Origin of the sequence: Bifidobacterium platyrrhinorum, from assembly GCF_010667645.1 — a bacterium.
Taxonomy (GTDB): domain Bacteria; phylum Actinomycetota; class Actinomycetes; order Actinomycetales; family Bifidobacteriaceae; genus Bifidobacterium; species Bifidobacterium platyrrhinorum.
Genome location: NZ_WHZV01000003.1, coordinates 205313 through 218168 on the forward strand (window position 1 = coordinate 205313; position 12856 = coordinate 218168).

The 12856-nt window shown below is 66.3% G+C and carries 8 protein-coding genes and 2 tRNA genes; 7 read left to right on the top strand and 3 right to left on the bottom strand.

Going from position 1 to position 12856, the window contains the following annotated elements:
* Positions 1-18 precede the first annotated feature (18 nt).
* Positions 19-609, bottom strand: a complete 591-nt coding sequence (locus GFD21_RS11090) for a type IV toxin-antitoxin system AbiEi family antitoxin domain-containing protein (RefSeq protein WP_225431689.1) — start codon at positions 607-609, stop codon at positions 19-21.
* A gap of 1329 nt (positions 610-1938) precedes the next feature.
* Between GFD21_RS11090 and ileS the strand changes: the two genes are divergently transcribed.
* The 3 genes from ileS to GFD21_RS05320 all read left to right on the top strand — a co-directional run bounded on the left by ileS (position 1939) and on the right by GFD21_RS05320 (position 7370).
* A complete protein-coding gene (ileS, locus tag GFD21_RS05310) occupies positions 1939-5235 on the top strand; it encodes a mupirocin-resistant isoleucine--tRNA ligase (protein ID WP_163196891.1) in 3297 nt (1098 codons plus the stop codon).
* A 441-nt stretch (positions 5236-5676) separates the two neighbouring features.
* The gene (locus GFD21_RS05315) at positions 5677-7164 is read left to right on the top strand and encodes an MFS transporter (RefSeq protein WP_225431690.1); all 1488 of its coding nucleotides are present in this window, start codon (positions 5677-5679) and stop codon (positions 7162-7164) included.
* Positions 7165-7293: 129 nt separating this feature from the next.
* Positions 7294-7370 (top strand) — tRNA-Asp (locus GFD21_RS05320).
* A 370-nt stretch (positions 7371-7740) separates the two neighbouring features.
* Here the strand turns inward: GFD21_RS05320 and GFD21_RS05325 are convergent.
* The gene (locus tag GFD21_RS05325; RefSeq protein WP_163196892.1) at positions 7741-8691 is read right to left on the bottom strand and encodes an ROK family glucokinase; all 951 of its coding nucleotides are present in this window, start codon (positions 8689-8691) and stop codon (positions 7741-7743) included.
* A 371-nt stretch (positions 8692-9062) separates the two neighbouring features.
* On the opposite strand from GFD21_RS05325, the gene GFD21_RS05330 reads away from it, so the two are divergent.
* Positions 9063-9764, top strand: coding sequence for a hypothetical protein (locus GFD21_RS05330; protein WP_163196893.1), 702 nt, complete (start codon positions 9063-9065; stop codon positions 9762-9764).
* A 209-nt stretch (positions 9765-9973) separates the two neighbouring features.
* Here GFD21_RS05330 and GFD21_RS05335 read toward each other — a convergent pair whose 3' ends face one another.
* Positions 9974-10396: a glycerophosphodiester phosphodiesterase gene (locus GFD21_RS05335; protein ID WP_163196894.1), complete on the bottom strand. Its 423-nt coding sequence runs from the start codon at positions 10394-10396 to the stop codon at positions 9974-9976.
* Between the two features lie 583 nt (positions 10397-10979).
* Here GFD21_RS05335 and GFD21_RS05340 point away from each other — a divergent pair.
* The 3 genes from GFD21_RS05340 to prfA all read left to right on the top strand — a co-directional run bounded on the left by GFD21_RS05340 (position 10980) and on the right by prfA (position 12751).
* Positions 10980-11053: transfer RNA gene (locus tag GFD21_RS05340), tRNA-Ile, on the top strand.
* A 169-nt stretch (positions 11054-11222) separates the two neighbouring features.
* A complete protein-coding gene (gene rpmE / locus GFD21_RS05345) occupies positions 11223-11435 on the top strand; it encodes a 50S ribosomal protein L31 (protein WP_163196895.1) in 213 nt (70 codons plus the stop codon).
* 227 nt (positions 11436-11662) lie between these two features.
* The gene (gene prfA / locus GFD21_RS05350; protein ID WP_163196896.1) at positions 11663-12751 is read left to right on the top strand and encodes a peptide chain release factor 1; all 1089 of its coding nucleotides are present in this window, start codon (positions 11663-11665) and stop codon (positions 12749-12751) included.
* The last annotated feature ends 105 nt before the right edge of the window (positions 12752-12856 follow it).

The following is a 12856-nucleotide window of genomic DNA, read 5'->3' on the forward strand; positions in this document are numbered from 1 at the left end:
CTCCCCGCCGTTTTCGCTTCAAGGGTCGGCGTATCGCAGCAATCTGGCCACGGCGGTCTCGTCGCAGTTCGCGCGGAGCATCAGCGCCCGGATCTCATTGGTGTCGACCACCCTCATGCGCAGGGCGGAATCGTATATGGCCAGGGCGTTGGGGAAGGGATGGGAGGCGCAGTCGATCAACGTCCGTGCCGGGGAGGTCATGGATATGGCCCGCTGATACGTCCATGTCGGTATGTCGTTCATGTAGATGCGCCGCAACGACGAATGGTCCTTTCCCGTTATCGCGCCGCGGCTGGCGATGAACACCGTGCCGTCATGGAGCGCGTAGGCGTGCTGGAACCCGTGCAGACAGGCCGCGCTCAGTCCGGCGAACACCCATCGGGGATGTTTCATGGCCAGTCCGCGTATGACATGCAGCGAACGTTCCTCGGTGTTGAGGTTCCGCCAATACCCGTTGTCGGCGTACAGTCCGGGATAGGGGGAGACGAGTTCGCCGGCCCGCAGACGTCTGTGGCATGCGCGGCGCAATGATTCCTCGCGGGGCGCGGCGCAGCGGTGCTCCCGTTCGGCGGCTCCCAGCAGTGAGAGGACTCCTCGATGCGTTTTCATGGTTCGACGGTAGACGGGATCCGATTCCGGTCGCAATGGCGATGGAGGAATGTGGATAACTGCCGTACATCGGCGTGTCGCGGTGCCGTCCGAGATTCTCGCGAAAGGCTGTTCCGTGAGTTTCGGGAGTGGGCGAGTGCCGTGTTCGGGATGGGCGGAGCGGATTGTCGCAAGGAGGATTCCTGATGAGCGGGCCATGGGGTTTCAGGGGAACGACGCAATGGCGTGCATCCCGGGTGTCAAAGAACGTTCGGTGTCCCTGATTCTCGGGATTCCCGTTACGTTCGAGAATTTGGGTTGTTGGGTTGCTGGACCGTCGGACCGTTCAGTTGTCGGACTGTTGGGTTACTGGGCTGCCGGGCTGTTGAGTTGCTGGGCTGTTGAGTTGTTGGGGCTACTGGGGTGTTGGGCTGCCGGGGTTGCTGGGGGTGTTGGACTAATTCTGCGTCCGGAATTCTCGAAGAGAAGGGGAATCCCGAGAAATCGGGACGCTGGGATGCCGTAATCGTCCCTGATTCTCGAAGAGAGGGGGATTCTCGAGAAATTGGGACACTGGGCAGCGATGAGCGTCCCTGATTCTCGGGATCCCCGTTTTGTTCGAGAATTTGGGACGCTGGGTTGTCGGGTTGTCGGACTGTTGGGTCGTTGGGCTGCTGGACTAATCCTTTCTTGCGTCCGGAATTCTCGAAGGGAAGTGGATTCTCGAGAAATCAGGACGCTGGTGTTGGGTGTTGGGTGTTGGGTGTTGGGCGTCGGGTCATTCCGCGGATGGTGGATGGGATTGGATGAGTTGTTGGAGGAACGCGCCGACCGTGGGCCACTCCGCGGATGGTGGATGGGATGCGGATCCGTCGCCTGCTGAACCGGGCGTTGCGTCGGGGGAGCGGGGTGCTAGGATATGCACCGAAGTCAGGCATCGATCCGTTATCAGCGGGGAGCCTTCGGAAGAACGGTCGTCGTGTCCATCGCACGTGATCGCCGGTCGACATGGCCGATGATCACGCGAATCCGGACTCGGCACCCAGTAGAACCGACGGGATCGGCCCGTCACAGCCGAACTCAAGCGGTCGCGTGGAATTCGAACCGTCATCAGGACGGATCGGAATCGACGCCGACAAGCGAGGTGGTACCGCGGTGGCGGCCGTACGGCCGGCATCGTCCTCGTAGGCGGGAACGACATCGGACGTCATTCCCGGGCGGAACATGGATTCCGGCCACGAGGCGCACCACCCGTGAGTGCGTGGCGGCCGCGGACCCGTGTCGCGCCCGGTGAGACGGCGGAGCCGGTCCCGTAGGACCAGAGCAAACCGAACACCGAGGAGAACAACGGTGAGCGACAACGTATATCCCAAGGCGAACGAGGGCGGCGAGACCGCGCACGTCGCGCCGAACCCCAGCTTCCCGCACATGGAGGAGACCGTCCTCGACTACTGGGACAAGGACGACACCTTCCAGAAGTCGGTGGAGCGCAACCCCTCCGGCGACCACAGCCAGAACGAGTTCGTGTTCTTCGACGGCCCGCCGTTCGCGAACGGCCTGCCGCATTACGGCCACCTGCTGACCGGCTACGCGAAGGACGTCATCCCGCGCTACCAGACCATGAAGGGCCGCAAGGTCAACCGCGTGTTCGGCTGGGACACGCACGGCCTGCCCGCCGAGCTCGAGGCGCAGAAGGAGCTCGGCATCGACTCGGTCGACCAGATCGAGAAGATGGGCATCGACAAGTTCAACGACGCCTGCCGCGCCTCCGTGCTCAAGTACACGCGCGAATGGCAGGACTACGTGCACCGCCAGGCCCGCTGGGTCGACTTCGAGCACGGCTACAAGACGCTGAACATCCCGTACATGGAGTCGGTGATGTGGGCGTTCAAGCAGCTGTACGACAAGGGACTGGCCTACCAGGGCTACCGCGTGCTGCCGTACTGCCCGAAGGACCGCACGCCGCTGTCCGCGCACGAGCTGCGCATGGACGCCGACGTCTACCAGGACCGTCAGGACACCACCGTCTCCGTCGCCGTCAAGCTGCGCGACGAGGACGCCTACGCCGTGTTCTGGACCACCACCCCGTGGACCGTCCCCACCAACTTCGCGATCGTCGTCGGCGCCGACATCGACTACGTCGAGGTCAAGCCCACCGAAGGCAAGTACGCGGGCAAGAAGTTCTACTTCGGCAAGGCCCTGCTGCCGCACTACGAGAAGGAGCTCGGCGAGAACTACGAGATCGTGCGCGAGCTCAAGGGCTCCGAGCTGGAGGGCCGCCGCTACTGGCCGGTCTTCCCGTACTTCGCCGGCGAGAAGGCCGAATCGGAGGGCAACGTGCCCGGTCCGAACGGCTACACGATCTTCACCGCCGACTACGTCGACACCGTCGAGGGCACCGGCCTCGTCCACCAGGCCCCCTACGGCGAGGACGATATGAACACGCTCAATGCCAAGGGCATCAAGAGCACCGACGTGCTCGACGAGGGCTGCCGCTTCACCGCGCAGTGCCCGGAGTACGAGGGACTCTTCGTGTTCGACGCCAACAAGCCGATCCTCAGGAACCTGCGCAACGGCGACGGCCCGCTCGCCCAGGTCGACGAGGACAAGCGCGCCATCCTCTTCCAGGAGAAGAGCTACGTGCACTCCTACCCGCACTGCTGGCGTTGCGCCACGCCGCTCATCTACAAGCCGGTGAGCTCCTGGTTCGTGTCCGTCACGAAGATCAAGCCGCGTCTGCTCGAGCTCAACCAGCAGATCAACTGGATCCCGGAGAACGTCAAGGACGGCCAGTTCGGCAAGTGGCTCGCCAACGCGCGCGACTGGTCGATCTCCCGCAACCGCTTCTGGGGCTCCCCAATCCCGGTGTGGGTGTCCGACGACCCGAAGCACCCGCGCGTCGACGTGTACGGCTCGCTCGAGGAGTTGAAGCGCGACTTCGGCGACTACCCGCGCGACAAGGACGGCAACGTCAACATGCACCGTCCGTGGATCGACAACCTGACCCGTCCGAACCCGGACGACCCGACCGGCAAGTCCACGATGCGCCGCATCACCGACGTGCTCGACTGCTGGTTCGAGTCCGGCTCCATGTCGTTCGCGCAGTTCCACTACCCGTTCGAGAACAAGGAGAAGTTCGAGCAGCACTTCCCGGCCGACTACATCGTCGAGTACATCGGCCAGACGCGCGGCTGGTTCTACCTTCTGCACGTGATGGCGACCGCCCTGTTCGACCGCCCGGCGTTCAAGAACGTGATCTGCCACGGCATCGTGCTCGGCTCCGACGGCCAGAAGATGTCGAAGCACCTGCGCAACTACCCGGACGTCAACGGCGTGTTCGACAAGTACGGCTCCGACGCGATGCGCTGGTTCCTCATGAGCTCGCCGATCCTGCGCGGCGGCAACCTCATCGTCACCGCCGAGGGCATCCGCGACACGGTCCGCCAGGTCATGCTGCCGGTGTGGAGCTCCTACTACTTCTTCACCCTGTACGCGAACGCCGCCGGCCACGACGCGCGCCAGCTCAGGCCCGAGGAGGTCGCCTCCCTGCCCGAGATGGACCGCTACCTGCTGGCCCGCACCCGCCGTCTGGTGCTCGCCGCCGAGAAGTCCCTCGACGAGTTCGCGATCTCCGACGCGTGCGACGCCGTCTCCGACTTCATCGACGTGCTCACCAACTGGTACATCCGCAACACGCGTGCGCGCTTCCAGTCCGGCGACGAGACCGCGTTCAACACGCTGTACACGGTGCTCGAGGCGTTCATGCGCGTGCTCGCGCCGCTCGCCCCGATGGAGGCCGAGTCCGTGTGGCGCGGCCTGACCGGTGGCGAATCCGTGCATCTGGCCGACTGGCCGTTCGTCGTGGACGCGAAGACCGGCGAGGACACCGAGCTGGGCCGCGTGCTCGTCGACGATCCGGCGCTCGTCGCCGCGATGGAGAAGGTGCGCGAGATCGTCTCCGGCACCCTGTCGCTGCGCAAGGCCGCGAAGATCCGCGTGCGCCAGCCGCTCTCCAAGCTCACCGTGGTCGCCGAGGACGTGGACGCCGTGCGCGCCTACGACGCGGTCCTGAAGTCCGAACTCAACGTGAAGGACATCGAGCTGTGCACCCTCGAGGACGCCTCCTCGCAGGGCCTGAGGATCGTGCACGAGCTGCGCGTCAACGCCCGCGTGGCCGGCAAGCGCCTGCGCAAGGACGTCCAGTTCGCGATCAAGGCGTCCAAGTCCGGCGCCTGGCACGTGGATGCGGCTTCCGGCGCTCCGGTCGTCGAGACGCCTTCCGGCGAGATCGCGCTCGAGGACGGCGAATACGAGCTCATCAACCGCGTCGAGGAGCGCAACGCGGCCGAGGAGGCCGTGTCCGTGTCCGCCGCGCTGCCGACCGGCGGCTTCGTGATCCTCGACACCGCCATCGACGCCGACCTGGAGGCCGAGGGCTACGCGCGCGACGCGATCCGCGTCGTGCAGGACGCCCGCAAGGCCGCCGGCCTCGACGTGGCCGACCACATCGCGCTGACGCTCACCGCGCCGGCCGCCGACGTGGCCAAGGTCGAGCGTTTCCGCGACCTCATCGCGGGCGACACGCTCGCCGACTCCCTGACCGTCGCCGAGGGCGACGAGCTCAAGGCCGAGGTCGCCAAGGCGTGATCCCGGGCCGGCGGGGCGTGTGCATGACGTGCGTCACGCCCCGCCGGCGCATCGGACCCGCAAGGGCGAACGCAGAAGTCCGGCGCGCATCGCCGTCGAACCGGAAAGCCGCACCGGTGATCATCGAATCCGAATCATTCGGCCCCGATGATCGCCGGTGCGGCTTTTTGTTGCGGGAGGGGTGTCCGGCGGCGGGGCGCGGCGCGTCCGGCATCGGTGGAGGACACGACGGGCCGGTTGGGTGCCGGACATGATCCCCGTGGGACGTGGCGTCGCGGCGGGGACGAGTTTCGCGTAACATTCGCCGGTACGATGACATTGTTCGATATACAACAATCATCGTCGCGGCGACCGTCGCGGGGCATGGCCGGTGCGGACGGACGCGGCCGGTGAGCACCCCGGCCGGCACGGGTCCGCCGACGGGAACGGAGACGCGATCACATGAACGGACACGGTACGCGGGATGCGCGGGCGATGTGGGCGGCACGGGCCGGGGAGCCGGCGGAATCCGGCAAACGCCCCGTGCCGAAGGGTGTGGTCGTCTGCGTGGTCGCGCTCGCGATCCTCACGTTCCTTGGCATCCTGTCCGAAACGTCGCTCAACATCGCCTATGCGACGCTGATGGCCGAATTCTCGATCGACGCATCCACCGTGCAATGGCTCACCACCGGCTACCTGCTGCTCCTGTCCGTCGCGATCCCGGGATCGCCGTTCATGGTGCGCCGTTTCGCGACGAAGAGCCTGTTCGTCGCCGCAGTCGCGATCTTCACGCTCGGCACGCTGATCGGCGCGCTCGCCGCGAGCTTCCCGATGCTGCTCGCCGCGCGTCTCGTCATGGCGCTCGGCACCGGCATCTCGCTGCCGTTGATCACCAACATCATCCTGGAGAAGGCACCGCTCGAGCAACGAGGCGCGATGCTCGGCATCGTGAGCCTGGTCACCTGCGCCGCGCCCGCCATCGGCCCGGTGTTCGGCGGCGTGGTGATGGAATGGCTCGACTGGCATTGGATCTTCTACGCGATGCTGCCGTTCCTCGTGGTCTCCTTCGCGCTCGGCGTCGCCACGGTGCCGGAGATCCGGCATGAGGGCGATGCCGGGCGGGCGACGATCAGCGTGCCGTCGCTGATGCTCGTCGCGATCGGTCTCGCCGGGCTCATCGTGGCGGTGGGCTTCTTCGCCGCATGGAACGGCGACTGGCGGTTCTGGGCCGTGCTCGCGGCCGCCGTGGCGGTGCTCGCCGTGTTCGTCTGCATGCAGCTCGGCATGGCGCGTCCGCTCGTCGAGGTGCGCGTGTTCGGCCACCCCGGGTTCGCGCTGGGCATGCTCGTCCTGCTCATGGCCTCCGGCGGCGTGCTCGGCCTCAACTTCATGCTGCCGATCCTGCTGCAGCGGGGCTTCGGCTTCGGCTCGCTCGCGGCCGCGCTGATCCTCCTGCCGGGCGCCGTGGTCGGCGCCGTCGCCGCCCCGATGATCGGCGGTGCGCTCAAGGGTCATTTCCCGCCGAAGTTCATCCTGTTCGGGTTCGTGGGCGTCACCGTGATGGATGTCGTCCTCATCGCCGCCTGCCGCAACGTGTGGGCGGTGGCGGTCGCCTACGCGCTGTTCATGGCGTGCTCCGGGTTCGTGCTCGTGCCGGACCAGACGCACGCGCTGAACCAGCTGCCCGCCCGTCTCAACGCGGACGGTTCCGCCGTGATGAACACCGTCCAGCAGTTGGCGGGCGCCGTCGGCACCGCCGTGGCCAGCACGCTGATCTCCGAGTTCTCGGCCGTCGCCGCGCATGGCGGCGCCTCGACGGCCGGATCCTATCTGACGGGCTTCTCGTGGAGCATGTGGCCGATCACCGGCATGGCCGTGTGCGGCGCCCTGCTCGCCGCGCTCATGTTCCGCTTCTCCACGCGCCGCCCGCCCGCACCGGCGGAGGTGTGATCCGGCGTCCTGCCGTGGCTGCCGTCTGCCTGTCGTGGCCGGCTGCGAAAAGCGCGACACGCCGATGTTGCGGTAATCGAGGATATCGGTAATATATCTACTCGTGCCTGAACGACACAGGTACGAAACGGCCGCGTAGCTCAGTTGGTTAGAGCGCCGCCCTGTCACGGCGGAGGTCGCCGGTTCAAGTCCGGTCGTGGTCGCCAGGTGAAAGAGGTTCCGATGATTCGGAACCTCTTTTTCGTTGTCCGGCGTGGTCATGCCCGCGGTGGTTGCGTCCGGTTCATTCGGCCGGAACCGGCCATAACGTATTTTGGGGAATTGTCCGCGTGCGGTTCCTCCGGTCCGGCAGGTCGGAACCGGGGGAACCGTACCCGGGGAAATCATTCGATTACGTTGTCTCCGGTTTCGGACGGAAGGACCGGGGATAACGTACGCGGAAAGATTGTCGGCGTACGTTGCTTCCGGCTTCGCATAGGGGCGCCGGGGAGCATATGGAAAGGCCGGGGTGCCCATGCCGTTTCGTACGGTGTGGGCACCCCGGCCTTGTTTCCCGGCCTCCCGGTATCGTGCGCGTCAGCGCAGGGCGAGGTTCGCGGCGCCGATGAGGCCCGCGTCCTGGCCGGCGGTGGCGGCGACGATCTTCGCATGGCTGCGGTAGGCGCTGCCTTCGAGGAATCGGGTGTAGTTGTAGCGGGCCGGCTCGAGCAGGATGTCGCCGACGGCCACCACGCCGCCGCCGATCACGAACAGGTCCGGGTCGAGCACGGCGGAGACGGCGGCCATCGTGCGGCCCAGCCACTCGCCGATCTTGCCGAACGCGTACAGGCCGAGCTCGTCGCCTTCCTGTGCCGCCTGGGAGACCATCGGGCCCTCCAGCTTGGTGACGTCGCCGCCGCACAGCTCCATCAGGCGCTTCGCGTCCTGCGGACGACGGCGCACGGCCGACTTGGCGAAGTTTTCCAGCGAGGTGCCGGAGGTGTAGCGTTCGGCGCATCCGCGCAGGCCGCAGCCGCAGTGGTCGCCGTCCGGGACCATCGGCAGGTGGCCGATCTCGGCGGCCATGCCGAACGAGCCGCGGTAGAGTTCGCCGTTGATGACGATGGCGCCGCCCAAGCCGGTACCGACGGTGAGCGCCACCATGTTGCGGCTGCCCTGGCCGGCGCCGTGCACGAATTCGCCCCAGCCGGCGCAGTTCGCGTCGTTCTCGACGATGACCGGCACCGCGTTGCCGATGAGCGCGCCGACGTGTTCGGACAGGTTGTAGTTGATCCATGCGGGGATGTTCGCCGCGAAGGTCAGGGTCTTGCGGTCGGCGCCCACGTTGCCGGCGGCGGAGATGCCGATGGCCTGGATGTCGGTGTGCCCGGAGGCGACGGCCTCATGGTAGATGTCGGCGATATGCTGGTTGATGGCGTCGGCATCCATCGGCGTGGGCACGCGCCAGCGCTGGATGATGCTATCGTTTGCGTCGCAGACGGCGGCTGCAATCTTGGTTCCTCCGATGTCAACGGCCAGCGTGGTCATACCTGTCTCCTTTGATTCGTTTCGTACGCTGTAGACACTGGAATCATAACGTTTGCAATCGACGTTACGGCGCGGTGGGACGCGGGCCGGTCCGGATGATGTGCGCGCTCCGTCCGCATGTCGGCGTGCGTCGTCGCGAAAAGACGGCTGGGAGCGCTCACATAAGCCGGATTCGCGCGCCGGAATTCCGCAAACGATTGCAGTGGTGGCCGGGGCGGCGGCGCGTATCGGGCCGCGGAAGGTTATCCACCGGGTTGCGCACCGGGGGAGCGGCGGGAGACCCGCATGTTGCTCCCCTTGCCGGCCGGCCCGTATCGTGTCATGCAAGGAGGGCGACGACGCCCTCCCGCGGACGCGAAGGAGCGGGGATCATGACGATGGGCGAGGCCGTGCTGGTCGGCGGACGGGACCGGAGGGAAGGCGGCGATGACGACGTGGCGGGCATGCTGCCGTTGGACCGGGTGTCGCGGATGTTCCGCCGCGCGGACCTGGTGACCTATGGCGACGCGCGTCGCGAGTTCTTCATCCAGGTGGACCTCAACCCGTTCCGCACGCGTACCCCGGCGTTCCACGCGCGTATGGAGGACGTCTTCGAGCAGTGGTTCGCGCTCGACTGCCAACTCGACGTCGGCGGGCTCACCCCGTTCGCCGTGGCCGCCGCGTACGCGCGCGACGAGCATGGCGTCGACGAGGACGGGTATCGGGACCTGTGCGAGCTGTCCTCCTCGAATTTCGCCTCCTGGTTCTGGGTGCGCGGCGCCAGTGCCGCCTGCGGGACGGTCACGGTGGAGGATCTGGCCGGCGGCGGCATGTATGAGGTGGCCGATCGTCCGCTGGCGTGCCGTCTTGACGGCGCACGTGGCGGAAGCCTCGTCGGTCGGCTTGCGCGGGTGCGTGGCGCGTGGCGCATGCCGTGGCGCCCGTTGTACGAGGCGCGCATTCCCGGCGACGAACGGTTCAGGCTGCATATGGCGTCCATGCTGCACGCCTGGGACCCCGGTTTCGTCGACTACGCGCGGATGCTGTACGGGCGCGACGCCTGCCTCAAGGTCGATTGGGACGCGATGGCGTGACCGGTCCGGCATGCGCTGTCCGTGGGCGCGCCGACAGGCGGCCGTGGCGGGATCCGAAGGGATCTGAAGGGCGGGCGGCGCATGCCGGCGGGAAACGCACAGGGCCGTACGTCCGCGGTTCGATGCCGCGGACGTACGGCCCTTCGGTGTTGTGTGGTGCGGACGCGTCGTTGCGTCGCGCGCCGGTCGGTGGGTTTCCGGGCGCCCGATCAGTACTTGTTGGCGCCCTCGCCGATGAAGTTCACCTTGAAGCCGCGCTGGTAGTGGAGAAACATGCTGGCGCCGTAGCGGTCGACCGGACGGTGGGTGAACAGCATGCGGATCGCGAACGCGGTCTGCACGTCCTCCGGCAGCGCGAGAAACGCCTTGTGGGCGTCCCAGTAGGGTTCGCGCACGATGGCGGCGTCCGGCACATAGGCGTAGCCGTAGCCGTCGTCGTTCACGTAGCCCATGAACGGCAGATCCCACGCGTTGTAGCGGGTGAGCTTGGCCTTGTACTCCTCGACCTCGGCGATGGCCGCGTCGCTGATGCCGAACGACTTGGCGACCTTGTTGGCCTCGGCGGTCTTCTCCTCCGGGGTCTTGTCGAACATGTCGAAGTTGACGGTGATGGTCTTGTCCTGTCCAGCCATTTCGGCTCCCTTCCATCTCGAATCAAACATTTCTTATGTTCGATTCGAGAGTGAGAATTTGTTGGTTTTCTCGTAAGTATGATTAATCTGCAATGGATGTTCCGGTGAACATCTGTGGTACAGATTAGCACGATGTGAGCGCTAAAGCGCTGGAAATATGCGATTTTTTGACTTGTTCACACGGGCGTTACCGAAATGGGAGGTATTGTTCGGCTTCTTGGTTTCATGTTCACAAAACCATGAAATCAAACATTGCTGATGGTGGATTCGGTGGTAAATCGAACATTATTGTGCGTTTGTTGGGGTGGATACGGCGTGTCGTTTTCCGCGTTCCGGCGCACGTCCCATGCCTGTGCCCGACGGGGGATGAATGGTGCCTGAGCCGCAGCGGCGAGAACATGCCGCCCGTGCCCGTGCCCGTGCCCGTGCCCGTGCCTGACGGGGAGATGAAGCGGGGAGTGGGAGTGCGCCGGGCGTGTGGAACGCCCATGCCCTGCACCGAGCCCGCGCCCGGCCTGCGACGGGAGGACGGGCGACATGCGTCCGGCGTCGGTCCGCGGGGCCGGTAGAATCATGTGGGTCCGCCCCCGTAGCTCAGTCGGTTAGAGCAGCACCCTTATAAGGTGTTTGTCCTGGGTTCAAGTCCCAGCGGGGGCACTTCGTGCCACCGGTTCCCGGCTCGTTGTCGTTCGCCTTCGCCCGACAACGCCTCCGGCGTTTTCCCCATGACGTTGTCGTCGGCGGGGTCTACCATTCCATAGGTTCCGGTTCACGCCCGCCAACGGGGCGAGGCGACCCGGGTCACCTGGATTCCTTAGGAGACACCATGAAGCAGGGTATTCATCCCGATTACCATGCCGTCGAGGTTCTGTGCTCGTGCGGCAACACCTTCGTCACCCGTTCCACCTACAAGGGCGACCACATGACGGTCGACGTGTGCTCGAAGTGCCACCCCTTCTACACCGGCAAGCAGAAGATTCTCGACACCGGCGGCCGCGTGGCCCGCTTCGAGAAGCGCTACGGCAAGAGGGCGAAGTAGCATACTTGACGCCAGTCCCGCGGTCGGGGCCGGTGCGTTCCGACGCACCCATCCGGCCGGTTGCGGGGCTGGCGTTTTTGTATGCCCGCGGACCCGCATCCCGTGACCCGATCCGCGCGCGTGCGCGCGACGCGATCCGCCACACATCCCATCCTTACGTTCCCCAATCGTTCACCCACATCCGCGTCGGGGACACCGCCCGGCGCACGTTCAAGGAAGACGCGCCCATGGCAGACGAACAGTTCCCCGCGGCGGCGACCGCGCTGGAGGAGTACCGGTCCATCGAACGGCAGATGGCCAGCCCCGAGGTCGTGACCGACCCCGACAAGATGCGCAAGCTGGGACGCCGCCACGCCGAGCTCGGCGCCATCGTCTCCGCGTACAAGGCCTGGCTCGGCGTGCGCGACGACCTCGAGGCCGCGCGCGAGATGGCCGGCGAGGACCCCGATTTCGCCGACGAGGCCAAGCGGCTCGAGGCCGAGCTGCCGGGCGTCGAGGAGAAGCTCAGGACCGCGCTCATCCCGCGCGACCCGGACGACGCCCGCGACGTGATCATGGAGATCAAGGCCGGCACCGGCGGCGAGGAGGCCGCGCTGTTCGCCGGCGACCTGCTGCGCATGTACACCCGCTACGCCGAGAAGCGCGGCTGGACCGTCTCCGTGCAGTCGGAGAACGGCACCGAGCTCGGCGGCGTCAAGGACGTGCAGATCGCCATCCGCGCCAAGGGCACCCCCGCGCCGGAGGACGGCGTGTGGGCCTCGCTCAAGTACGAGGGCGGCGTGCACCGTGTGCAGCGCATCCCCGTCACCGAATCGCAGGGCCGCATCCAGACCTCCGCCGCCGGCGTGATCGTCTTCCCCGAAGCCGACGAGGACGACGACGAGATCGAGATCGATCCGAAGGACCTCAAGATCGACATCTTCATGAGCTCCGGCCCCGGCGGCCAGTCCGTGAACACCACGTACTCCGCGGTGCGCATGACCCACCTGCCCACCGGCATCACCGTGAACATGCAGGACGAGAAGTCGCAGATCCAGAACCGCGCCGCCGCCCTGCGCGTGCTCAAGAGCCGACTGCTCGCCATGAAGCACGAGCAGGAGGCCGCCGAGGCCGCCGACATGCGCCACTCGCAGGTGCGTTCCCTCGACCGTTCCGAGCGCATCCGCACCTACAACTTCCCGGAGAACCGCATCGTCGACCACCGCACCAACTACAAGGCGTACAACCTCGACCAGGTGCTCGACGGCGACCTGCAGGCCGTCATCGACTCCGACATCCAGGCCGACGAAGCCGAACGCCTCGCCAACCAGCAGTGACGATGATGCCACGGCCGGTGGGGGTCGACCCATCCGATGCATGACACGCTCCAGGCCGCTCGGCCAAGCCCACGGTCCCGCATCGGATGGGCCGACCCCCACCTC

What these genes read in the sequence shown, in the direction of transcription:
- GFD21_RS11090 (WP_225431689.1), bottom strand. Translation starts at nt 609, where the DNA reads ATGAAAACGCATCGAGGAGTCCTCTCACTGCTGGGAGCCGCCGAACGG.
- rpmE (WP_163196895.1), top strand. Translation starts at nt 11,223, where the DNA reads ATGAAGCAGGGTATTCATCCCGATTACCATGCCGTCGAGGTTCTGTGC.
- prfA (WP_163196896.1), top strand. Translation starts at nt 11,663, where the DNA reads ATGGCAGACGAACAGTTCCCCGCGGCGGCGACCGCGCTGGAGGAGTAC.
- GFD21_RS05325 (WP_163196892.1), bottom strand. Translation starts at nt 8,691, where the DNA reads ATGACCACGCTGGCCGTTGACATCGGAGGAACCAAGATTGCAGCCGCC.
- GFD21_RS05335 (WP_163196894.1), bottom strand. Translation starts at nt 10,396, where the DNA reads ATGGCTGGACAGGACAAGACCATCACCGTCAACTTCGACATGTTCGAC.
- GFD21_RS05315 (WP_225431690.1), top strand. Translation starts at nt 5,677, where the DNA reads ATGAACGGACACGGTACGCGGGATGCGCGGGCGATGTGGGCGGCACGG.
- GFD21_RS05330 (WP_163196893.1), top strand. Translation starts at nt 9,063, where the DNA reads ATGACGATGGGCGAGGCCGTGCTGGTCGGCGGACGGGACCGGAGGGAA.